The 22,395-nt window shown below is 68.4% G+C and carries 17 protein-coding genes; 8 read left to right on the forward strand and 9 right to left on the reverse strand.

Features of this window, described 5'->3' with window-relative positions:
• Positions 1 to 196: 196 nt before the first annotated feature.
• From WME85_RS13845 to WME85_RS13865, 5 genes are all read left to right on the forward strand, one after another.
• Positions 197 to 1,225 carry a sugar-binding protein gene (locus WME85_RS13845; RefSeq protein ID WP_437838473.1) on the forward strand — a complete coding sequence of 343 codons (1,029 nt, stop codon included), beginning with the start codon at positions 197 to 199 and terminating at the stop codon, positions 1,223 to 1,225.
• Between the two features lie 788 nt (positions 1,226 to 2,013).
• Positions 2,014 to 2,952 carry a poly(ethylene terephthalate) hydrolase family protein gene (locus WME85_RS13850; RefSeq protein ID WP_437838475.1) on the forward strand — a complete coding sequence of 313 codons (939 nt, stop codon included), beginning with the start codon at positions 2,014 to 2,016 and terminating at the stop codon, positions 2,950 to 2,952.
• Positions 2,953 to 3,035: 83 nt separating this feature from the next.
• The gene (locus tag WME85_RS13855; protein WP_437838478.1) at positions 3,036 to 4,124 is read left to right on the forward strand and encodes an alpha/beta hydrolase family esterase; all 1,089 of its coding nucleotides are present in this window, start codon (positions 3,036 to 3,038) and stop codon (positions 4,122 to 4,124) included.
• A gap of 62 nt (positions 4,125 to 4,186) precedes the next feature.
• Positions 4,187 to 5,536 carry an extracellular catalytic domain type 1 short-chain-length polyhydroxyalkanoate depolymerase gene (locus WME85_RS13860; protein ID WP_437838480.1) on the forward strand — a complete coding sequence of 450 codons (1,350 nt, stop codon included), beginning with the start codon at positions 4,187 to 4,189 and terminating at the stop codon, positions 5,534 to 5,536.
• Positions 5,537 to 5,991: 455 nt separating this feature from the next.
• On the forward strand, positions 5,992 to 6,678 hold the full coding sequence (locus WME85_RS13865; protein ID WP_437838482.1) for a DUF899 family protein: 687 nt from the start codon (positions 5,992 to 5,994) through the stop codon (positions 6,676 to 6,678).
• Between the two features lie 152 nt (positions 6,679 to 6,830).
• Here WME85_RS13865 and WME85_RS13870 read toward each other — a convergent pair whose 3' ends face one another.
• From WME85_RS13870 to WME85_RS13880, 3 genes are read right to left on the reverse strand one after another with little or no spacing between them, the layout of a single operon-like run.
• Complete coding sequence (locus WME85_RS13870) at positions 6,831 to 7,637, reverse strand: SDR family NAD(P)-dependent oxidoreductase (RefSeq protein ID WP_437838484.1); 807 nt, start codon at positions 7,635 to 7,637, stop codon at positions 6,831 to 6,833.
• Between the two features lie 23 nt (positions 7,638 to 7,660).
• Positions 7,661 to 8,563 carry an SDR family NAD(P)-dependent oxidoreductase gene (locus tag WME85_RS13875; protein ID WP_437838486.1) on the reverse strand — a complete coding sequence of 301 codons (903 nt, stop codon included), beginning with the start codon at positions 8,561 to 8,563 and terminating at the stop codon, positions 7,661 to 7,663.
• A gap of 31 nt (positions 8,564 to 8,594) precedes the next feature.
• Positions 8,595 to 9,584 carry an AraC family transcriptional regulator ligand-binding domain-containing protein gene (locus WME85_RS13880; protein ID WP_437838488.1) on the reverse strand — a complete coding sequence of 330 codons (990 nt, stop codon included), beginning with the start codon at positions 9,582 to 9,584 and terminating at the stop codon, positions 8,595 to 8,597.
• 972 nt (positions 9,585 to 10,556) lie between these two features.
• Here WME85_RS13880 and WME85_RS13885 point away from each other — a divergent pair.
• The gene (locus WME85_RS13885) at positions 10,557 to 11,729 is read left to right on the forward strand and encodes a poly(ethylene terephthalate) hydrolase family protein (RefSeq protein ID WP_437838490.1); all 1,173 of its coding nucleotides are present in this window, start codon (positions 10,557 to 10,559) and stop codon (positions 11,727 to 11,729) included.
• A gap of 197 nt (positions 11,730 to 11,926) precedes the next feature.
• Here the strand turns inward: WME85_RS13885 and WME85_RS13890 are convergent.
• From WME85_RS13890 to WME85_RS13905, 4 genes are all read right to left on the reverse strand, one after another.
• A protein-coding gene (locus WME85_RS13890) for an IS3 family transposase (RefSeq protein WP_437838492.1) occupies positions 11,927 to 13,095 on the reverse strand; the annotation gives its coding sequence in 2 pieces (ribosomal slippage) (positions 11,927 to 12,840 and positions 12,840 to 13,095; 1,170 coding nt in all).
• 680 nt (positions 13,096 to 13,775) lie between these two features.
• On the reverse strand, positions 13,776 to 14,582 hold the full coding sequence (gene istB, locus WME85_RS13895; RefSeq protein ID WP_437838494.1) for an IS21-like element helper ATPase IstB: 807 nt from the start codon (positions 14,580 to 14,582) through the stop codon (positions 13,776 to 13,778).
• Positions 14,569 to 16,068, reverse strand: coding sequence for an IS21 family transposase (gene istA, locus WME85_RS13900; RefSeq protein WP_437838496.1), 1,500 nt, complete (start codon positions 16,066 to 16,068; stop codon positions 14,569 to 14,571). The genes istB and istA overlap by 14 nt, the downstream gene beginning before the upstream one ends.
• Positions 16,065 to 16,436, reverse strand: coding sequence for a hypothetical protein (locus tag WME85_RS13905; RefSeq protein WP_437307435.1), 372 nt, complete (start codon positions 16,434 to 16,436; stop codon positions 16,065 to 16,067). Before WME85_RS13905 ends, istA begins: the two co-directional genes overlap by 4 nt.
• A 1,178-nt stretch (positions 16,437 to 17,614) precedes the next feature.
• On the opposite strand from WME85_RS13905, the gene WME85_RS13910 reads away from it, so the two are divergent.
• Both WME85_RS13910 and WME85_RS13915 read left to right on the forward strand, forming a co-directional pair.
• Positions 17,615 to 18,295: a hypothetical protein gene (locus WME85_RS13910; RefSeq protein WP_437838498.1), complete on the forward strand. Its 681-nt coding sequence runs from the start codon at positions 17,615 to 17,617 to the stop codon at positions 18,293 to 18,295.
• A gap of 122 nt (positions 18,296 to 18,417) precedes the next feature.
• Positions 18,418 to 18,966 (forward strand): transposase, encoded by a 549-nt coding sequence (locus WME85_RS13915; protein ID WP_437838501.1) that lies wholly within the window; start codon positions 18,418 to 18,420, stop codon positions 18,964 to 18,966.
• A gap of 24 nt (positions 18,967 to 18,990) precedes the next feature.
• Here the strand turns inward: WME85_RS13915 and WME85_RS13920 are convergent, their stop codons facing one another.
• Entirely contained in the window at positions 18,991 to 19,167 is a 177-nt protein-coding gene (locus WME85_RS13920) for a YjzC family protein (RefSeq protein ID WP_437838503.1), read from the reverse strand.
• A gap of 1,110 nt (positions 19,168 to 20,277) precedes the next feature.
• On the reverse strand, positions 20,278 to 21,774 hold the full coding sequence (locus WME85_RS13925; protein WP_437838505.1) for a transposase: 1,497 nt from the start codon (positions 21,772 to 21,774) through the stop codon (positions 20,278 to 20,280).
• Between the last annotated feature and the right edge of the window lie 621 nt (positions 21,775 to 22,395).

Consider the following 22,395-nt stretch of genomic DNA (forward strand, 5'->3'; position numbering starts at 1 on the left):
CTGGTGGGCTCGCACACCCCCGCGCCATGCCGGAACAGGTGCCCGGCGTGTCGCCTCGACAATCGGCCTGGGTCGTTCACGCGAGGCGCGACATCGTCGAGGTGAGTCGCTAGCATCGATCCAGGGGATCACCGATGTCGCGGACAGCGACGTCGTCTCAACGCGCGCTTGGCGGGATGAACCGAGGAGAACTGCCGTGAAAACTCAGACGGGTTTCAGGAAGCTCACGTGTGCAGCGTTCGCCATGCTGTCGATGGCGTTGATCGCAGGCTGCGATCAGGGAGGTGGGGGCGAGGTCAGCGCCAAAGGCGACGGCAAGGGCAGCGGCAAAGAAGCCACGGCCAAGGTCGTCAAGCTCGCGTTCGTGACGAACGGATCCAGCGACTTCTGGAAGATCGCGTTCGCCGGCGTCCACAAGTACGAGCAAGAGGCCAAGATCCAGGTCGACATCAAGGTGCCGCAGAACAGCACGCCCGCGGAGCAGAACCAGATCCTCGAGAGCCTCGCCAGCCAGGGCTACGACGCCGTCGGCGTGAGCGTCCTGGCGCCGGACGATCAGGTGACCGTGCTCAACAAGGTCGCGGAGAAGGTCAAGCTGATCACGTTCGACTCCGACGCCCCGAAGTCGAACCGGCTGCTCTACATCGGCACGAACAACTACGAGGCTGGCAAGGTGCTCGGCAACGAGATCGTGAAGCTCCTGCCGAAAGGCGGGAAGATGGCCGTCTTCGTCGGCATGTTCGCGGTCGACAACGCGGCCCAGCGCTTCAAGGGCATCCAGGACGCGGTCACTCCCCACAACATCCAGCTCGCCGACAAGCGCGAGGACAACACCGATCTCGCCAAGGCGCGCTCGAACGTGGAGGACATCATCAACGCCCACCCGGACCTCAATGTCGCGACCGGCCTCTGGTCGTACAACGGGCCTGCCATCGTCGCCGCCGTCGAGGCGCTCGGGAAGAAGGGCAAGGTCATCCCGGCCGTGTTCGATGAGGAGGACGCGACGCTCGCCGGCATCGAGAACGGCACCGTCGCCTGCACCGTCGTGCAGAAGCCGTTCCAGTTCGGTTACCTGGGGAGCAAGTGGCTCCACGAGCTCGCGACGAAGGGCGACGCGGCCATCGCCGCCATCCCCCCGAGCAAGACAATCGACACCGGCGTCGAGGTGATCAACAAGGACAACGTCGCGCAGTTCAAGGCCACCCTCGCCGAGATGAAGAAGTAGCCCGTTCACCCCTCGATCGCCCCACGACACGGCCGCCGCGCTGCGCGGGCGCGGCGGTAAGCCCACCGGGAGCCGCTCGTGCTCCTCGACATCAGGAGGCCTGGGCTCGACGCTGCCGGCGGCGCCAGAGGGTGAGCGCGCCTGGACCGAACGCCGAGCCCGCCGCTCGTGCCGACTCGCTGCCGGAGCGACGCTGCGCGCCCTCCGGCGGCGTCGGCGCGGCAGGCCTGCGCCGCAATGCGTCGGTGTGGCCGGGGTCGGCGGCGCGAGCCTGAGGCGCGAAGGCGGCCATGCCGCGCCGTCAGCTCCGCTCCCCGCCAGACGCGCACCTCGCGCTCGCCGGCGATCGCCGCGCGCCAGTTTTTGATTGACTCCGGCAATGTGAGCGTTCACATTCGGCGCTCCGGATATTCTGCATTGCCCTGGATCAGGCCGTCATGCGCACCGGGACCTGCGTCCTCATGCGCTTCGCCTTGACGGTCGCGCCATGGCTCCAGACGAGGCGCACGCAGGGGTAGAGGAGCAGCAGTCGGGCTCGGCCTGGATTGACATCAAGGCGCACTCCGAGTGCGGAACGTCTGGCAACCACCTGTCTGCCAATTTCGGCATCGTCGGCCTGAAGCAAGCGTTTCGCGCTGACGCGACGCAACCAGGGAGGCCTCGTGTACAACGAAAAGAAAGCCGTCAGGCGCTTCAGTGTCCTCTGCTTGCTCACGAGCGTCGCGCTGCTTTCGTGCAGCGAAGGTGGCGGTGAAGCGGCGCAGGCTGCCGGTGCGGGCGGCTCGGGCGTGTCAGCCACCAGCGGGGCGTCGACCAGCGCGACCGCTGGGTCAGGTGGCGCCGTCAGCGGCAGTGGCGGCGCCGACACCAGCGACGGTGGAATGGGCGGGGCGGGCGCGGGCACGGGCGCGGGCGCGGGCGCGGGCGCCGGCGGAGCAGGTGACGGCGGCGATGCAGCGGGCGGGGCCGGTGGCTCGCCGCTCCCGCCGATCACGGATTACGCGGCCGAGGGGCCGTTCGCGACGACGGTGGAGCGGGGCTCGGGGCCCAGCGGAAACCACACGATCTTCAGGCCTGAACGCCTGGGTGAGGGCGGCTTCTTGCACGCGCCGATCATCTTCGGGCCCGGGATCAACACGCAGGTGACCAGCTACACGGATCTCCTGAAGAACTTCGCTTCTCACGGCTTCGTGGTGGTTGGCGCCAATCTCCTCACGGGCGGTCCCAATGCCCCCAACAACCGCGCGGCCATGCTGGAGGGGCTCGACTGGATCATCGAGCAAAACAGCAAGGCGGGCAGCGTCTACCAGGGCAAGATCGACGTGGCTCACGCCGTTTCCATGGGCTACTCGGTCGGCGGCACCGCCGCCGTGGAGCTCGGCGGTCATGAGGCCGTGGCCACGGTGGTCTCGATCCACGGCCACGTCGCGACAGCGGCCCTGCACGGGCCCATGCTGCAGACCAGCGGAACGCAGGACACGGTCGGGCTGCCCATGCAGCAAAAGACCTACGACATGTCCCAGACCCAGACGTTCCTGGCGACGGTGATGGGCGCGGATCATGGATACATCACGCGCGACGTGGGGGGCGTCCAGCGGCCGGCGATCGTGGCCTGGCTCCGTTACTGGATCTACAACGACGCCGGCGGGAAGCACTATTTCTACGGCGATGATTGCGTGATGTGCACCTCGCCCTGGGTGAATCCACAGCGCAAGAACTGGGAATGACGTCGCGTCGAGGGCGCCAGAGCGCCCGGGACCGCGCCTCTTTCGTGACCCCGTGGGGTGGACGTCAGTCGAGGAGAGCAACCATGTCGTCTGGTGTTGGCTTGATGAGCTCCGATTGCATTCACCGTCGCTCGCGCTGGCTGCGGCCGCTCTGGGGCGGCTTGGGCCTCTGCGCCGCGCTCAGCCTCGGCTGTAGCGACGACGGGGACGCCGGCGGATCGGCCGCCGGTGAGACCTCCGCGAGCGGCTCTGGCGGCGGCGCCGCCTCCGGCGGCACGAGCAGCGGCGATGCAGCCGGCAGCGGCGGCGCCGCCGGCAGCGGCGGTGCAGCCGGCAGCGGCGGAGCGACCGCGGGCTCGGGTGGAGCGGGCGGCGCGGGCGGCGCCGCCACGGCCGGGGCCGGCGGCGGCGGCGGCGGAGACGGCGGCGACGCGATGAAGTCCGCCGGCTGCGGCAAGATGCGCACGCTCCAGAACGGCGCTGGCGCCGTGATGAGCGGCGGGAAGAGCCGCAAGTACACCCTGCGCGTCCCCGACGATTACGATAACAGCCACCCGTACCGGCTCATCCTCTCCTTCCACGGGGCCACGGGTAACAGCGGCCAGGTTGCGCCTTCGTACTTCGGGCTCTGGTCGCTCTCCGAAGGGAGCACCATCTTCATCGCGCCCGACGCTGTCGGCGGGTTCTGGTCAGCCGGCGAGGATGTGACCTTCGTCGACGACATCCTCGAGCAGGTCACAGCCGATCTTTGCATCGATACCTCGCGCATCGAGCTCGAGGGCTTCAGCCAGGGCGGCGCCATGGTGTGGACGCTGGCCTGCGCGCGCCCGGAAGTCTACCGCGCCGCGGTGGTCCACTCCGGCGGCGGTGTCGCCCGGCCCGCGAGCTGTCAGCCGGTGGCCTTCATGTCCTCGCTCGGTCAGCAGGAGAGCGGCGGAGCAGGACAGACCTCCAACAGCGATTTCTTCGCCATGCAGAACGGATGTACGGTGGAGCCGCTGGCCAAGGCGCCCAGGGGCGGCCACGCCTGCTCGGACTACAAGAACTGCTCCGCGGGGCATCCCACCCGCTGGTGTGATTACGACGGCGGTCATACTCCGTCGCCGAACGACGCCGGGCAGGACACGTCGTGGATGCCCCAGGAAGTCTGGACCTTTCTGACCCAGTTCTAGCCGCGCGGCAAAGCGGCGCTGGCTTGCGTACCAGGCTGGCGTCATCAAAGGATCCCTGTCTTATGAACCAGTTCCGAAGTCACCTGCTCGGGTTCGCGTCGCTCTCGTTCGCGCTGCTCGCGGCGCTGCCTGCGCGCGGGGCATCGCTGCAGAAGGTCAACCAGAGCGAATGGGGGGTGGACGGCCTTCCCAGCTACGTCAACATGCACATCTACGTGCCTGACGAGCTGGCGACCAAGCCTCCCATCGTCGTGGCTCCCCATCATTGCCAGGGAACTGGCCCGGGGACGTTCGGCGAGATGTCGAGCCTGGTCTCGATCGCGAACACCAGTGGCTTCATCATGATCTTCCCGGAGGCCACCGGGCAGAACTGCTGGGACGCGGGATCGACGAGATCGCTCAAGCACGACGGCGGTGGCGACACGGGAGCCATCGTCCAGATGGTAAAATACACGCTCGCGAAGTACGACGGCGACGCGGGCCGCGTGTACTCGGTCGGCGGGTCGTCGGGCGGCATCATGACCGAGGCGCTCCTGGGTGTGTACCCCGACGTGTTCATGGCCGGCGTGTCGCTGATGGGCGTCCCGTGTGGCTGCTGGGCCGAGGGCTACAACGACATCACCGGGACGGGGAACTCTGCCCAGTGGAGCGGGCCCTGCGGGGGCGGCAACGTCACGAAGACCGCGCAGCAGTGGGGAGACCTCGTTCGTTCGTACTATCCCGGTTACACCGGCCATCGACCGCGCCTGCAGCACTGGCATGGCACCGCCGACACGATCCTCAGCTACAAGAACATGGCTGAAGACGTCAAGGAGTGGACGAACCTCCTGGGCTTGAACGAGACCCCGGACGGGACCGACACGCCACAGCGGGGAACCACGCGCCAGTTCTGGAACAGCGCTTGCGGCTACACCGTCTACGAGGCCTTCTCGATGGACGGCGTCGGGCACTCTGTGCCGTTCGACGGACGCGCCGTCGCGGCCTATTTCGGCCTCGACAGGGTCGGTGGGCAGGATCCCGAGACGGCAGCTTGTCCCGGCGCTGTGCCCGGTGGTGACACGGGGGGTGCGGGGGGCGCGGCCGGAACCGGGGGTGCGGGCGGCGCGGCCGCCGCGGTCGGAGCCGGCGGTGCGGGAGGCGCGGCGGGAACCGGAACCGGAGGTGCGGGCGGGGTGGTGGAAGGTGGCGCTGGCGGCAGCGTGGGCAGCGGCGGCGCGATGGGCACCGGGGCCGGGGGGGCGAACGGGGAGGAGGCCAGCTCGGGAGCTGACGGCTCGACGGGAGGAGAAAGCACGGACTCCGGGTGCAGTTGCGCGCTGGGCGACGACGCGAGAGGCTCGGGCGCCCAGGCGGGGCTCCTCCTCGCGGCGCTGGGATTGCTGCTCGGTCGGTCGAAGCGCCGGCCGCGCTGAAGTGCTCGAGCGCCAGACCCTCCTCCGGGCCTCGCCGCTCGCCAGCGCCCGCAGGCTCTGCTGAGATCGCCCGGGCGCAGTGGCTGCGTGCCGACAAGCAGTCACCGGCCGCGCTGCTGACCCAGCATGACCGGCGTCCGGCAAACTCCCGATGAGGCAGCCGCGCCGTGTCACCCAGACAAGACGCGGCGCGACACCTCCGGCTGTGCGTCCGCCGCGCCCCTCCAGGCGCCGCCGACCCCCGGGAAGGCGGCGACTGCCGCCGGAGCTGGACGGATTTACCCTATGGCGCTGGACAGCATTCGGGCCTTGCGGCGCAGAGCCGATCCATGAAACTTTTCGTGTGCGACATCACAGGAGGCGGCGAGTCAGATAGACCTCGTCCGGCGGCTTCGGCTGACCGATCGACGGACGGTCAGGCGTCGTCGCGCAATCTCGTTGATGGAGGAAGAACCATGAAGCAGCCGACTCCGACGGGCAAAGAGCCCGATGTCGTCGATCCCGAGGAGTGGGCTCGTGCCCGCGCGGAGCTCCTCGCCGCCGAGAAGGCGGCCACCCGTGCCCAGGACGCAGTGGCAGCGCAGCGTCGCCGTTTGCCGATGGTGAGGTTTCGATCCGACTATGCGTTCGCAACTCCACGCGGAACGGTCTCGTTGCTCGACTTGTTCGGTGAGAATAGCCAGTTGCTCCTGTACCAGTTCATGGACGCGGGGCCGAAGCACATTTGCCCGGGTTGCACGTGGTTCACCGACGGCATCCCGGCCAGCGGCCTCGCGCGGCTCGCGCAAGCCGGCGCGAGCTGGGCGACCGTATCGGACATGCCGCTGGAGCAGATGCAGAGAGCGTGGGAGCATCAGCGGTGGATGCACATTCCGTTCGCATCGTCGCGAGGCACGACCTTCTCCGCTGACTGTGGGGCAGGCGGCAGCTTTCTGCTGAGCGTGTTCCTCCGTAACGCCGACGGCGTTTACCGCACCTATGCCACCACGCAACGTGGGGTGGACCGGCTGGTCTTCGCCAACAGCATGCGAGACCTCTTGCCTTACGGGCGTCAGGAGGAGTGGGAGGACTCACCGCCCGGTTACCCTCAGCATCCGACCTGGTGGGTCCAGGATCTTCCTCATCCATACGACAACCAATGACCCCTGACAGAAGCGTCGCGGCCGACGTCCCCGCCTCGTGGGGCCGCGGCTGAACGCTGGCGTCGGGCAGACTCACATCGTCTCAGTGCCTTCTGTGTCCCGATCGAGCGGGCGGGCGACCCCGCGTTGCCCGTGCGCCGCCCTCCTCGTCGTCACAACGTGGGCGTGGCCCCTCCATCGATGCGAAAGGTCGTGCCCGTCATGAAGTCCGTCAGCGGACTCGCGAGGAAGCACACCGCTGCAGCGATGTCGGCCGGCATGCCGAGGCGATCCACCGTCTGATGAACCGCGTTCTTCAACACCCACGCGCGTCCTTCGGCGGGATCGGTCACGCCTTGCTTGGCGGCGACCTCGCGGAACCACCCGTCGAGGCTGGGCGTGTAGATGAGCCCGGGCATGATGCCGTTCGACGTCACGCCGGTCCCGGCCAGGGCCTTCGACAAACTCAGCGTGAAGTTGTTGAGCGCCGCCTTCGACGCGCCGTAGGCACCGAACTGCGCGTGCGGTGAGATCGCGTTGCGCGACGAGATCTGGATGACGCGGCCCCACCGACGCTCCCGCATTCCCGGCACGAACGCCTGCACGAGCCGCACGGCAGGCATCGTGTTGCTCTTGTACTCGTCGAGCCACTCCTCGAGCGGCGCGTCGAACCACGACGCGTGGGCCACGTTCGTCGCGCCACCCGCGTTGTTGACCAGGATGTCGATGCCGCGAAAGGCGCGCTCGGCGGCGTCGATGACGCTGCTCAGACCATCGACGGTCGACAGGTCACCGATCGCGACGGCCGCGCGTCCTCCCGCCGTGGTGATCTCGTTCGCGACGGCCTGGGCGCGCTCGGCGTTGCGGCCGTGCACGACGACCTCGACGCCCTCGCGCGCCATGAGCCGCGCCGTCTCCGCGCCGATGCCCGAGCTCGATCCGGTGACGAGGGCGCGCTTGTCTCTCAGATGAAGTTCCATGGTGTCCTCGCTTTGCGCTCTCGTCAGTTGTGGTGCAGGTTCAGCATCGCTCGCCCCACGTCGGTGTCGGCGAAGTCGGGTATGCCGTCGGCGTCGGTGCTCGCGCTGAGGGCCCGGTGGGCATCATCGCTGGCACCGAGCTCTCGCAGCGTCAGCTTGGCGAGCACGTACGCGTCGCTCCCCAGCAGCAGGCGCCGCGGCTGCCTGTCCATCGACGCAAGCTCGAGCAGCGCCTTCGCGGCCTTCTCGGGCACGCCGCGCGCCGCGCCGGGGTTGCCCCGGAGCCGCTTGTTGGTCGCGCCCACGGTGGCTTCGTAGTCGAGCTGCGACGGGTAGATCGTCATCGAGCTGCCAGCCCAGTCGGTGCCAAAGCCGCCCGGCTCGACGATGGTGACCTGGATGCCGAGCGGCGCGACCTCGTTGAGGACGACCTCGCTGAAGCCCGCGACGGCGAACTTCGCCGCCTGGTACGCGCTCAGACCCGGCGTGCCGCCACGCCGTCCGCCGATGGAGCTGATCTGCAGGATACGCCCGCTGCGCTGCTCGCGCATCACGGGCAGCACCGCGCGCGTGACGTGTACGACGCCGTAGAAATTGGTGTCGATCTGCGCGCGGAAATCGTCGAGCGGGATATCTTCAGCCGAGTCGACGTTCGCGTAGCCCGCATTGTTGACGAGCACGTCGATGCGACCGAAGGCGTCGACCGCTTCCTTGACCGCGCTCACGGCCTGCTCGGGCTGCGTGACGTCGAGCGCCACTGCCTTCACGCGGTCGCCGTGCTGTCTCACGAGGTCATCGAGATCGGCGGGCTTGCGCGCCGAGGCGACGACGCGGTGCCCAGCGGCGAGCACCGCGAGGGCGATGGCGCGGCCGAGCCCCCGCGAGCTTCCGGTGATGAACCATACTTGCGAGTTGTTCTCCGTCATGCACGAAACATCGTGCGCGAGGCGCCAGCGATCAAATCCGATCGCGCCACAAATGAATCGAATCGCGCCAGCGGTTCGGGGTCGTCCCCTCCCAGGCTCGGAACGCCCGCGTGAAGGAGTTGACCTCGTCGAAGCCGAGCAGGAAGGCGATCTCGTTGACGTCGACGTCGTCGGTGCGCAGGAGGCGCAGCGCGGCGTGGTGCCGGACCTCGTCGAGCACGCGCTGATAGCTGACCCCCAGCTCGCCCAGGCGCCGCTGTAACGTGCGCGTGCTGAGCGACAGCTCGCGCGCCACCTTCGCGATGCTCGGCCGCTCGCCCGCCATGCGGCGAGCGACCACCGCGCGGACCTGCTCGACGAACGAACCATGCTCCAGAGGCGCGAGCTTCTGGTCGAGGCTGGGGACGAGCACCTGCAACAGGTCGGCGTTGTGCGTGATGAACGGCGTCGTCAGGAGGCGCTCCTCGAGGACGAGTGCGTCGCGCTTCGCGCGGAACCGCAGCGGACAGCCGAAGAAACGCAGCAGCATCGGCTCGTCGCTGCGCGCGCGAGAGAGCTCGACGCGCTTCGGCGCGAGCGCGAGCCCGCTGCCTCGCTGCAAGAGCACGAGGAGCGAGGCGAGCGATGCGTCGACCAGACGCGGGGGCACGGGGCCTGGCGCGTGCAGGTAGGTCGTGTGGATCGCCACCTCTTTCTCCGTCGTGTCGATGGCCATGTCCTTCGGCCCGCAAAGCCGCTTGTAGCGGGCGAGCTTGGTCAAGGCGGTGCCGAGGTCGGGAGAGTGCAGCGCCGCGAGCGACGAGATGTCGTACTCGTGCACCTGCGTCTCCGTCGCCAGACGAAGCCCGACGTCGTGCGGCGACGACGCGCCGAGCGCTTCCCAGAAGGTGAAGAACTGCGCGGTGCTCAGCTCGCCGCTGGACGGCGCCCGCGCGGCGGCGGTCGCATGGGGCACGTTCGCACCGAGGCGCGCGAGCCGAGCGCGCACCGCTGACGAGAGGCGGACGACGTCACCGTTCATCGCGAAGAACCTACCGAGGTCGAGCCGTCACCACCAGTCCGATCGCGCCAACGCGCCAACCCGAGCGCGACGGCGCGGCTCAAGGTGCCAGCGAGCCCGCCGTCAGAATGGTGAAGCCGAACCCCTCGTGGGGCTGCAAAGGAGCGACTGGGCACGGAAGCCCGGCGCTCTGGGGGGACAGGCTACATCCGGAGCCGTGAGCGGGGGAACCGAGGCCCCCGCGTCGAAGTGCGCTGTCCCCTGGATCGACGTGCCCTTCACGGTGTCGATGTCGCTGTTTCTCCAGAAGGGCCGGATCGCATAGAAGTTGTCGATACAGCGTCACTTTTCCAGGAGGGGAGCGGATGGCGGAAGGTGTTTCATGTCAACCAGCGCGTGCAGCGTGGCCGTACGGTGGTACCGGTGATGCTGCGAGCCCTTTACCGCGGGCGACGCGGCGGCGGAGGGCGCCCCGTTGGGCCACGTCGGAGCCGCCCTCGGCGGTGAAACCGCCGGAAGCCATCGGAATAGCTAAGCTTTCTAGCGACCGCTCCACCTCGCCCGGTACCCGGCGGACCCCGCGTGACGAAACTGAAAGGGGAGGGACGCTGCTCGACGACGTGGCCGGGGGGGAGGTCTGCCCTGAGGTGCGTGCGCCGGCCATCACGACGCGCCGCGAACCGCGACGGCGGCCGTTTGGACGAGCTCAGTAGTGTACAGCTATACGGTAGGATGCCTTCCGCTTGGTGCCAGTAGTGTACAGCTATACGGTAGGATGCCTTCCGCTTGGTGCGACGTCGCGGTAATCGCAGGCGTTTCACGAGTGGAAGGCATGTCTGATCGCATAAGGCCCGTTCTGTCGATAAGCTCGTACAGTCGGACTGCACGAGCCAGGAACGGCTCCGAGAATCTTGACTTTGCGGAACGCGTTTGCTTGTCCTATCCGCCAAAGCGCTTGACGACGCTGAGCGGCTGGGCGAGGACGGAGTCACCATGAGGCGTTGGCTACTGACTTTGGGCGTGTGCGTTTCCACCGCGGCGTGTGGTAACGGATCGAATGGGGACGCTGCCGCGAGCGGGGGCGCGGTTGGCACGGACAGCGGTGGGACGGGCAGCGGGGGCCCGGCCTCCGGTGGTACGACGGGCTCTGGGGGAACGGCCGAAAGCGGCGGCACGACCGGTAGCGGCGCATCCAGTGGTGGGGCTGGCGGCTCGAGTGGGGCCACGGGTGGCGCGGCTTCGGGCGGCGGCGGCCAAGGAAATGCCGGAAGCGGCGGCACGACCGGTAGCGGCGGCTCGGTCAGTGGCTGCGTCGGCGACCCGTTCCCCACGGCCGATCCTACCAAGACGGGCCCCTTCTCGGTCACCGCAGACAAGAACGTCGGCCCCCTCGCCGGCGTCGTTCCCGATCCGATCTATGGGGACGAGCAACAGCGCTTCAACGTGTACCGCCCGAGCGATATCGCAACCAGCGGCCACTGCCATCCGATCCTGATCTGGGCCAATGGCTACCGGGACAATCCGGAGCAGAGACCGCCGAAATGCGTCGTCAACGCCGGCAGCAATCAGTGGTGCGGACAATACGGACCGATCGTCAACCATCTCGCGTCCCACGGTTTCGTCGTGGTGGCTTCTCTCAGCACCGCGACCGCCGAAGGCGATCCTCTTCCCACGACCGCGGGCCTCGATTGGATCTTGGAACAAGCCGAGGATGCGAGCAGCCCGTACTATCACGCCCTCGACACCACGAAGATCGGCCAGCTTGGCCATTCCTATGGGGGCATGTCGACTTGCATGACGGCCTCCGATCCCCGTTTCTCGGCCCTCGGCACGATTTGCGGCACCAGGGCCCTCGAGGGAGTGCACACCCCCATGTTGTTCTTCTGCGGGGGGAAAGACTCCACGGTGAAATGCAGCGGGGTCCACGATGTCTTCAAGACGGTCACCGATCAGCCCGCGTTTTTCCTCAACGAGCTCAACGCGGATCACGGTAGCTGGGTCTATCAGGGCGCAAATGGCGTGTCCCTGTCGTCGGCCGCGGCCTGGTTCCGCGTTCATCTGATGGATGACACAGCGAACAGGAACTTCTTCTACGGCGACAACTGCAAGTTCTGCACCGATGGCCGCGTGCAAGCAGAGCAGAACGCCCTGATGAATGTCCCCTGAGCGACGGGGCCGATCTGGCTAGGCTTCACTGACTCACGAACGTCGTCACGCTCATGGCTTCGAGGGCCGTCGGGAGCGTGGCGTCCGTTACGGTGACGGGACTTCCTTCGGCCCAGTTCTTCGAAGCGGCGGTCACGAAGGGGGCGCGTAGGTAAAAGAAGCCGGATGGTCCTCCCCCGCTTGCGCGGACAGTCCCACTATGCCGCGAGCGCGGTCACGTAGGTCCTCAATTCGAACTCGATCGGGCTCATGTAGGCGAGCCGTGAATGTCGTCGTTTCAGGTTGTAGAAATTCTCGATGTAGTCGCCGATCGACGCGATGGCGGCCGCTCGCGTCGGGTAGCGTTCGTACTCAACCAACTCCGCCTTCAGTGTCGCGAAGAAGCTCTCGGCCACCGCGTTGTCGTAGCAGTCGCCGGCGCGGCTCATGCTCGGGATGAGCCCATGCGCTCCGAGCATCATGCGGTAGTCGTCGCTGGCGTAGGGGCTACCGCGGTCCGAGTGGTGCACCAGCCCCGGCGCGGGTCGGCGCGCGGCCAAGGCGAGCGCCAGCGCGCCGAGCGCCAGCGCGCGATCGTTGATCGCGCTCGCGGCCCAGCCGACCACGCATCGCGAGAACAGGTCCAGGATCACGGCCAGGTACAGCCAGCCCTCGCCGGTGGGGATGTACGTCACGTCCGTAACCCAGACTTGGTTGGGCGCTTGAGCGTCGAACTGCCGCTCGATCACATTCGGGGCGATCGGGCCCTTGTGCCGCGAGTCGGTGGTGCGACGGAAGCGACGCTTCCTGCGCGCCGCGAGCCGCTCCGCGCGCATCAGCCGTGCAACCCGCTTCCTGCCGACACGTATGCCGCGAGCACGCAGTTCTGCGTGGATGCGCGGGCTGCCGTATCTGCCACGGCTCTTGCGGTGCGCGACCTGGATCTGGGCGCTGAGCTGTGCGTCTGCCTTGGCTCGTGCGGACTCCGAGCGCTTGGCCCACGCGTAGTAGCCGCTGCGCGAGACCTGCAGCACCGCGCAGAGCACCAGCACCGGATAGTGCGCCTTCTCCGCGTCGATGAACTCGAACCTCACTCGTTTTCCTTCGCGAAGAAGGCCGCCGCTTTTTTTAGGATCTCGCGCTCCATCTCCAGCCGCTTCACGTCGCGGCGCAGCCGCTGCAGTTCCTCACGCTCCGGCGTCGTCAGCGCCCCCGGCGGTCCGTGACCCGCGTCGGCGTCCGCGTGCTTGATCCAGTCGCGCAGCGCCGTCTCGGTCAGGTCGAGGTCCTTCGCCACCCGGCCGATGCTGCGGTCGCCCGCCTTCGCCAGCCGTACCGCCTCCGCCTTGAACTCGGGCGTGAACGCCCTCCTCTTTCTCCGTCCCATCCCTGCCTCCTGGTGCCTCCGGGGGTGTCTACGGAAGCGGGGCAGGACCAGGATCGCAGCGCGAAGAAGTGTAGCGCAGTAAACCGAAAGGGTGGGGCCGCGAGCGTCGTGATGGCTCGGTCCTGGGCCGAAAGAGCGTGGTCCGGGCGGCGCCGAGCGCGCTACGGGGCGCATCGGCGTGCCGTGGGCACACGTGTCCGTCCGGGCGTTGGTCTGGCCCGGGAGGCGCGTCGCGAGACGCTATGCGGCGTCCCCGGGCGCCTTGCGGCGCACAACGGTGCTCTTCCAGTACGGCGGCCCTCGGTTGGGAGAGCGTGCTGGTACGTCGGTCGGTTCGCCGAGCGCGGAGAGGAAGCGGGCGATGTTCCTTGGCTCGGGCACCATGGCGGCCCGAAGCCAGTTCTCGTCGGTCTCGAAGAACTGGCGCGCCGGGCCGCGTGCTCCATGCAGACGATCCGCAGGCGCCTCGGAAGCGAGCTCCCTGCTGGTCGGAAGCTCTCCGAGGGGCCCCGCGCAAAGTGGGGCTTCACGCCGAAGGTGTAGATGGTCTCGGAGATCCGCAGGAATCTAACCACGGAGATTCGCGGAAACGTGACCCTCGCGTCCGCAGAAAAATGACCGCGGCGCCCGCGGAAACCTGACCCCGGGCGCCGCGGGAATCTGACCTGGCGTCGGCCGGGTCAGCGCTTCTTCGCGGCCGCCGGCGCAGACGGCTCGGCGGTTTCCGGTCTCGGCTTGGGTCGCGCCTCGCTCATGGCCAGCGACTCCTTCTGCCGCCACGAGTCGGCGTCGATGTCGAGGATGTGGCAGTGCTGGACGAAGCGGTCGATCAGCGCCGAGACGCACGCTGCGCCCGGAAAGACCGTGCTCCACTGCTTGAACGGCAGATTCGTCGTCAGCACGAGCGATCGGCTCTCGTGCCTGCGGCTGATGATGTTGTAGAGCAGATCGGCGGACTGACGGCTGCACGGCAGATAGCCGATCTCGTCCAGAATGAGCAGCGACGGGGCCGTGTATTTCCGCAGCCGTCGCTCAAGGGCCGGCAGCGACTCCTGCTTGAGCAGATCCGCGAGGGCGGCCGACAGCGTCGTGAAGCGGACGGTGTAGCCGCGCTGGAGCGCGAGCATGCCGAGGTTCTGGGCGAGCATCGTCTTGCCAACGCCGCTCGGACCCCGGAGCAGGACGTTGTGCCCCTTGGCGACGAAGTCGAGGGTCATGAGCTCCTCGACGAGCTCACGCTGGATCGTGCGCGGGTGGTTCCAGTCGAAGCGATCGAGGGGCTTGAAGGTGCCGATGGTCGCTGCCTTGGCGCGCGCGGCGAGATTGCGCTCGGCGCGCTCGCGGTGGGCGATGGCGGCGAGCTCCTCGAACGTCTGCACCGGCGACAGGCGCGCCGTGGTGGCATGCGCGATCAGCGCGAGCAGCGCCTCGCGCGACACGCGTACGCCGAGGGAGCGCACCAGCTCAGCGACGTCATCGTTGGGCATCGTAGGACTCCAGGTCGTGGGGGATCACGTCGCGATCGGGGACGTGGGCTCCGAGGGCGATGTCGATGGGGACAGGGCCGTCGGCGGCGCGGCGGCGCTCCTCGCAGAGCACGGCGAGGGCACCGGGATCGTGCGTGCCGCGGGCGATGGCCTCGCGCGCCGCAGCGCCGAGGATCTCGACGCCGTACAGGTCGAGAAGGCGCAGGGCCTTGGCGGTCATGAAGCCGACGTTGCGACCGGCCTCCACCCAGCGCTCTTGCAGGATCTCGAAGCCGGGGATCGCGGCGCCGAGCCGATCCCGCCCCTTGGCCTCGCGGGCGGCGCGCTTGTGGTCCAGCAGCTCGGCACGGTGCTCGGGCGCCTCGATGCTCTGGTGTCGTCCCCAGCAGCGCACGTGCCGCGCGACCTCCGTGCCGCCGTCCGAGAGCCGCACGGTGGTGTCATTGGCGATGAGCATCAGCGTCTTGCCGTGGTGGATCGACGGGGCCGAATAGCGGTTTCCGTCGAAGTGCACGAAGGCGGTCTTGTCGACGGGCACGGGCTCGACGAGGTCCGTCTCGGGCAGCGGATCGGGCAGCGCGAGCAGCCGCGTCCTCTCCTCCGCGAGCACCTGGTCGACGCGCCGCTCAGGCCATCGCGGGTGCGGACGCACGTTGGCGATCTCGTCGAGGAAGACGAGCAGCTCGGCGTTGCCACGGTCGAGATCACGAATCGTACGCGCGGCGAAGAAGCGGTCGCGCAGGAAGCGAATCGCTCGCTCGACCTTGCCCTTTTGCTGCGGTTTGCGCACGGCGCAGAGCCGCGGCGCGACGCGGAGCTGACCGGCGAGCGCGAGCAGGTCCGGGTGGAAGCGCACGGCGTCGCCGTGCCGCTCGAGGACAACGGTCTTGGGGTTGTCGAAGAGCCATTGTCTCGTCGCGCCGCCAAAGTAGCAGCACGCGCGTACAAGCGAGCGGCGGAGCGAGCTCGCGGACAGGTCGAGCACGAGCTCGCCCCAGATCGCGCGCGAGTACGACAGAACCATGACGAAGGCCCAGAGCTGGCGCATGCCGCCCGCGACGCGCAGCTTGCCGACGTAGGCCCAGTCGACCTGGGCCTGCTCGGCGATGAGCGGCTCGACGCGGAGGAACACCTCGCTCTTCGGCGCCGGGCGCACGAGCCGGACATGCCGTCGCACCGTGCGCACACTGCCCTCGTAGCCGCGCTCCACCAGCATGTCGTACAGGCGCGTGGCGCGGAGCCGAGGATACTGTGTCAGCGTCTCGATGACGAAGGCCTCGTAGCCGCGCAGCGGCAAAGGCGCCTCGCTCACCGCGGCCTCCGCGCCGCGAACGACGGGCCGCGAGCGCGCCCCCTTACCCAGGCCGAGCACGCGCTCGACCGCGTCGTGGTGCAGGCCGAGCTGCGTCGCGATGGTGCCGATCTTCCAGTGCTCGGCGAAGTGCAGGCGGCGGATCTCCGCCTCCTTGGCCTCGTCGATCGTCATCGACCGAGGCTCCTGCGAAGGCGATGCTCGCCACGGAAATTACCGAGTCCCGGCAGGCGTTGCCCGCGGCGGGGCGGGGCGTCCATGAAGAGAGGCTCGACGACGTAGTGCAGCGTCGCGCGCGCGACGCCGAGGCCGTCGCACAACCCCAGCGCGAACAAGATGTCCTCGGACTCCGCAGAAACGACAGCACGGACCCTCTGGTCGTGCCAGAGCGCCATCGACTCGCACAGCATTGGCCCGGCAAACCGATGCGCCGGCGTGGCCACCGATCGCAGCCGGGCCTTCATCACCTCGTCGGGCCCCTGCGTCAGCAGCACCCGCGTCTCCTGCGGCGTCGCGGAGATCGTCATCACGAGCTCGTCCATCCATCGACTCCTGCGGGCCGGCGGCGGCCACGTCGTCCTTCGACGTCGGCGCGCCGGTCCGCGGGCACACGCTGGCGGATGCGGGCAAGTTGTCGGAACCCCTATCCATCACGCGCCGGCCCTGTCGGGCGCGGTAGGCCCGCTGGCGATCACGGTGATCGAGGCGCCCCTCGTGGGAGCGCTGGTGCCGCAGCCGAGCCGCGCGTTGCGCCCGGTGGCGAGCCGCGTCGCGGCAGGCGCTGCCGCAGTAGAGCTGCCCTCGATCACACCGGCCGCAGACAAAGAAGATCGCGGCGCAGAGCCCGCAGCGCGCGAGCCGGAAGCTGTCTTGCACGAGTCCCCGGACCAGCGCGCCGGGAAGTTGCCCTCGCTGCCTGGGTCGTGCGAGACAGGCCGAACATCGGTCTGTCGCCGATCCCCGGAAGGCCCTGGTCGCTACCCAGGGCCTTCTTCTTTTCCGGCGCGCCGCTCGGGCGCGATCTCTACCGCCGCGCCTCGCGCTGACGAACTTCCCGGCCGCCCGCGCTCGCCCCCAGGCGTCACGAGGTGAGGAGCAGAAATCTGCGGATCGGGGTGGCTACTAACACCGAAGGAGGCGAAGAAGATCGTCGTCTGGGTGATCCGCCACGTCCGGAGAAGGCAGCGGAGGACCTCGCCGAAATCCCGACCAACGGTTTAGGAACAGGCGGCTCCCCTGCCCTCAGTGCCCTCTCCCAACCCATCGAAAATCAACAGAAAGCACGGTCATTCCGCACGCTCTGCGACAAGGGAGGGGGCGCCGACATCGGACGGGACGCGACGCAAGGGGACACGAGAACCCACCCGTCGGGGTAACAGCGGGGTAACGAGCTGAGGTCGGTCCGTGGCCTCCCGTCCGTCAGGAGACGTGCGCGCTCAAGGAGCCCCTCTATTGGAGCGGGGAGAACATGCTCGACCTCGCCCGGCCCAAGTTGGAGGGACGAGGCGCGAATTTATGGAATGACCCACATTGACCTACATCGCATTCTCGACCTACCAGGTCGATGGGCGGGGAGCGCCGCTCGCATTGACCGCCGGTGTCTCGCCAACGGTCCGCTGGCTGGCGTCTCGCCGGGCCCAGACCTTGCGCATCACCGTAAACCGTTCGGCTTTCCGCTTCCGACCTTGCAGGCGGCGCCGGGCATGAGCAAGGTGCGGGGGTGCGACTCAACGGGAACGTCTTGGTGGGGGTCCTCGGGTTCGTCGTGATCGTCGTTGCGGGAGGGTGGGATCATGGCCCTCAAACAACGATGACGCAGCGCTTGGTCCACTTTATTGGATGGGCGGTGCCGGACGCGACCGATGCGATTCCGGTTGTCGGCACGGCATTGGACCTGAAGGCGTTGACCGAAGCTCCGCCCGATACGGATGGGGCGGCACGCCTCGGGCACTGGTGCCGGAGCGTGGCCGAAGCCGCGGCGGTTGAGACGACGGCGCGGGCGAAGAAGAACGAGTCGCCACTTGCCCGTCGTCTGAACGGGACGCCCGGCGTCATGCCGCAGCAGTTCATACGGTGCTTCCTCCGCCGAACGACCAACGGTGCATCGCTGCCCGAACTTGGCGGCAAACTGGGTCTCTCCACCCTCGAGGAGACGATTGCCCCGGACGTGCGCTTCGCGCCGATACTCAGTTTTTGGGGGAAGGCCGCCGTCGCCGAAATGCTCTCGTTTGCGAGCAGGTCCGACGGTGATGAGACGTTCTGGCCTTCCTGGCGTAGCTTCGGTATGCATCTGGAACGGATGGGTGCCCGAGCGCAGGCGGCTATGGTGCTCGGCGCGCTGCCGGGCGACGCGCGAGCCGAGCGCGTGCTTGATGTGCTCGCCGGCCGCCGTCCCTGGTGACGGAGCGTAGGCGCAGGCGCGAGGTGAGCCCTATACGTCAGGGAAGTTGTCGCCTCCTCGGTCCGGAAGTCCGGCCTGAGGAGTTCGGGAGATTATGACCAGGGCGAGGTTGGAGAACTCGCTTGAGACCGCCGTATTCAAAGACCTTTCGAGAGAAGATGGTTCAGCGGATGATCGGACCGGGCGCCCTGACCGCCACGCAGCTCGCCAAGCAGGTCGGCGTCACGCAGCCCACCCTGTCGAAGTGGCGGCGCGAGGCCCATCGTGCCGCGATGACCCCCAAGACCAAGGCGCCGGAGCGACCGGCGCCCAGCGGACCGCCGAAGACAGCCGAAGATAAGCTGCGCCTGGTACTCGCCGCCGAGCAGCTCGCGCCCGCGGAGCGGGGCGCCTTCCTGCTCCGCGGAGCTCCTCGCGTCGAAGAGCTCGACGAGCTTCTTGCGGTACGCACCCCAGTGCGCGTCGAGCTCCTCCAAGAAGCGCTGCTCGATGCGGCTCGCTTCCGCCGCAACCCGGCGCTCGTAGGCCCCGAGAAGTGGCGCGAAGGGCAGCGTGCTCGCGACCGCAACGCGCCGCAACCCGGAACGCGCCGCAACCCGGTGGAGGTGCGCGCTCTCCCGCGCACCCGGGGGCGGTATGTGGCTTGGTCGGGGGACGTTATAGCGGACTAATCCGCGCCTCGGCGGCAGGGGGCGCTACTTCTTCTTGGGATCGACCCACTTGTGGCCGGGTTTCTCGGTAGGCGGGAGCGGTTTGTGCCCGGGGGGCATGACGATCTCGTTCGGTGGTGAGGCCGGCTTCCCGCCGGGTCTGACCTCGATTTTCGGGCCGGGCTTGTTGGGATTCAGACCCGGCTTCTGCGGCTTGCTCATCTTCGACGCGATCCTTCCTGCGCAGCACCTCGCCGCGCGACATGTAGCCGCTCCGCAGACCGCGTCTTTCCCCTGGCCAGATTCGGTTACACGCTACGCGACGCCAGATGAGGGCCGTGCCCTCGCCGCGCGAAGAGGAGCGAGCGATGCCAGGAAGCAGGGAGCTGGTACAGCTGCGTGCAGAGCTGTTGTCGATGATCACCTGGTGTCGCCGGATTCTGACGAAGTCCCGCTGGACTGATCCCTCCCTGTCGTCATCGCGTGCGCCTGCGGCGACGACGTCGATCGCTCGGGCCCTCTCGTTGATAAACATCACGCCGTCGTCGTAGTGGCGGTTCAGCTGGCGTGAGCAGCTCGCTGCGGTGCAGGTGGTCCGAGGGGGTCCAGGGGGAGACTGAAAACCTGGGGCCGGCTGTGGAGGATGTGGTGGGAGCGTCGCGACTGCCGTCGCCGGCGAGCGGTTCGCCCCCAAGCGCGCGGCGCTGAGGTAGATCTCGGCTATGGAGAAGGTGAAGGCCCGGGTCTAGCCACCCGAGCCTTCGCGGTAAGCGCAGGCAACGCGCCCACCGCGCGAGAGGGTGCGGCAGATCGCGGCGCCTGTCCAGCGGCTCCAGGCGGGAGCGGCGCGTGGACGGTCGATTCGGGCGATGCCGGAGCTGCGGGCGGGTGCGGGTCTTCTGCGGGCCGTGCGCGTCGGTGGGCGCGTGCTGCGGGGAGTGCGCGGGCGAGCGCCGGCGCGAGGCGCACCGACGGGCCAACCGCGCCTACGCGCGAACGCCGAAGGGGGTGGCCTCGAACCGAGCGCGGCAGGCCCGGCGGCGCAGGCGGATGGCGCTGAACCGAAGGACAGTAACGGACACGATCTCGACACAAGCACCCGCCCCGCCGAGCGCGTAGGTAAAAGAAGCCGGATCGCAGCGCGAAGAAGTGTAGCGCAGTAAACCGAAAGGGTGGGGCCGCGAGCGTCGTGATGGCTCGGTCCTGGGCCGAAAGAGCGTGGTCCGGGGCGGCGCCGAGCGCGCTACGGGGCGCATCGGCGTGCCGTGGGCACACGTGTCCGTCCGGGCGTTGGTCTGGCCCGGGAGGCGCGTCGCGAGACGCTATGCGGCGTCACCGGGCGCCTTGCGGCGCACAACGGTGCTCTTCCAGTACGGCGGCCGCCGCGTGGACGCTGGGAGAGCGTGCTGGTACGTCGGTCGGTTCGCCGAGCGCGGAGAGGAAGCGGGCGATGTTCCTTGGCTCGGTCACCATGGCGACGAGCTTCATCCGCCCCTTGCAAGCTGGGCACTCGAGGACGTCGATCGCAAATGTGCGGCGCAAGAGCTCGGCGCGGTTTGTCGACCGCCCGATAGCCGCCACGCTTGCGTTTCGAAGCGGCGCCTTCGTCCGCCTTCGTAGGCTCTTGTGGCTTAGCAGGGCGCGGTCCGATGCGATTGCGCGCCAACGTGGGCGACTTGCCGAGGCGAGCACGCCCGCGTACTTGACGGTGTGAAAGCGCGGCGGCGGGACGCTGGCTGCGAGGCGACACAAGAGCGAGAGCGGATCCATGTCCACCGCGACAGTCCCGTCAGCGAAGGCGCGCCTCCGCGACAGCCGCACCAGGCCGTCCTGCTGCGGCTCGACGCGCTCGTTTGCGATCGGGGGTCGCAGCACGTAACGCAGCAGCGCCTCCCTCGCCGCGGCATGGTGCGCACCGGCGCGCGTCGCTGCGTGCAAGGTGAAGCCATTGAGCGCAGCGCACAGCGGCTTGTCGTACGCGAGCGCGCTCGGAGAAGACGGCGACAGCCCGCGGAGCCATTGCGGGGCGACGACGTGTGGCGCGGCTCTCGTCCTGAGACGGCGGAGGCACAGAGCGCTGCCTCGGGCTCGCCGTCCTCCTCGACGTCGTGCTCGATCTCGAGATGCCCGTGCCGCCGGAGGTAACGGAGCATCCGCCCGACGGCGTGCTCTATGACCTGACCGACCTCGAGCTCGCAGGTGACCGAGTTCGTTCCACACGAGCTCGGTGCCGTCTTCGTGATAAGCCCCGTCGAGGAAGACCACGTGCAGATGCGGATTGAGCCGCATGTCGCCGGACGTGCGTTGCACGACGGTCACCGCGCCGCTCTTGACCGCGCCGCACGCGCCTCGGCGCGCACCGCGCTCTTCGTAGAACCGCTCCACGCTCTCGACGAAGAGGCGGGTCAGCACGCCGAACAATAACCCGTCCTGGGCGAGCCTGCGCCGCCACGGAAACGGAAACGTCAACACCCACGGACGGTGCGCCACCTCGGGCAGGACGTCCTCGATCAGGTTCGCCGCCGTGGAACACATGCGTCGGCCCAGACACGACGGGCAGAAACCGCGTCCTTTACAGCTGAAGGCCACCAGCCGACTCTCTTCGCAGCGCTCGCACCGGAGCCGCGCGAACCCGCGGCAGAGCAGCCCGCAGTCGAGGTAGGCTTCGAGCTCCTTCTTCGCGTGCTTGGGTATCCGGACGGCGATGGCGCCGTCGTCGATGGCCCCGTACAGCGTCTCCACGTTGTCGCGCACGATCTCGTAGAGCGTCGTCTTCTCGGGACGACGGCGCTCGTAGACGACGCCCGTGGTGCGAGCCGCGCTGGCCACACGGCGCCGACACCGCACGCCGCACGCCACGCGGTGAGGGCGCGTTTTCGCCGCGAATTTCGACAACCCGCCGGGCTATCGCCCATGGCGGCGCCATGGCGGAGCGGCGGGCCGGGGGCCGGCGGGCCGCGACGCTCGCTGCCGCGGCGGCGGAGGCGCTCGCCGAGCCCCCGGCTCGCGCTCGATATGTCGGCGCGCGAGAACGCAGAACGCGATCGCGCAGCGTTGCAGGAGGAGATCATCCGGGTGCAGCAGAGCCGGCTAGCGGAGCTGTCCACGCCGATGATCCCGATCACCGAGCAGGTGATGGTCATGCCTCTCATCGGGACCATGGATGAGCAGCGTGTCAGACTCGTGCTTGAATCTGCGCTCTCTGGCGCCGAGGCGCATGGTGCGCGTGCCGCCTGCGCGCCAGCATGCAGGAGCCGCTTCGCCACTCGTTTTCCCACCGCTCCCCGTGGCGTCCGCAGTTCCGCCATGGCGTCGCCATGCAGCAACGCGGCGAGAGGGTCGTCGCCTGCGCACGCCGCCGCGCTTGCCTCCATGCCGTCCGAGGGTCTGCGATCGGTCGTCGCTCCCCCCCGAAATCCCGCAAGAAGTGACAGATCGCGACCGTTCGCC

It is taken from the genome of Sorangium sp. So ce1153 (genome assembly GCF_051521595.1).
Taxonomy (GTDB): Bacteria; Myxococcota_A; Polyangia; order Polyangiales; family Polyangiaceae; genus Sorangium.

Coding starts and splice junctions, on each gene's coding strand:
- WME85_RS13905 (WP_437307435.1), bottom strand. CDS start 16,436: ATGGACGAGCTCGTGATGACGATCTCCGCGACGCCGCAGGAGACGCGG.
- WME85_RS13920 (WP_437838503.1), bottom strand. CDS start 19,167: ATGAGCAAGCCGCAGAAGCCGGGTCTGAATCCCAACAAGCCCGGCCCG.
- WME85_RS13875 (WP_437838486.1), bottom strand. CDS start 8,563: ATGACGGAGAACAACTCGCAAGTATGGTTCATCACCGGAAGCTCGCGG.
- WME85_RS13860 (WP_437838480.1), top strand. CDS start 4,187: ATGAACCAGTTCCGAAGTCACCTGCTCGGGTTCGCGTCGCTCTCGTTC.
- istA (WP_437838496.1), bottom strand. CDS start 16,068: ATGACGATCGACGAGGCCAAGGAGGCGGAGATCCGCCGCCTGCACTTC.
- WME85_RS13855 (WP_437838478.1), top strand. CDS start 3,036: ATGTCGTCTGGTGTTGGCTTGATGAGCTCCGATTGCATTCACCGTCGC.
- istB (WP_437838494.1), bottom strand. CDS start 14,582: ATGCCCAACGATGACGTCGCTGAGCTGGTGCGCTCCCTCGGCGTACGC.
- WME85_RS13870 (WP_437838484.1), bottom strand. CDS start 7,637: ATGGAACTTCATCTGAGAGACAAGCGCGCCCTCGTCACCGGATCGAGC.
- WME85_RS13880 (WP_437838488.1), bottom strand. CDS start 9,584: ATGAACGGTGACGTCGTCCGCCTCTCGTCAGCGGTGCGCGCTCGGCTC.
- WME85_RS13885 (WP_437838490.1), top strand. CDS start 10,557: ATGAGGCGTTGGCTACTGACTTTGGGCGTGTGCGTTTCCACCGCGGCG.
- WME85_RS13865 (WP_437838482.1), top strand. CDS start 5,992: ATGAAGCAGCCGACTCCGACGGGCAAAGAGCCCGATGTCGTCGATCCC.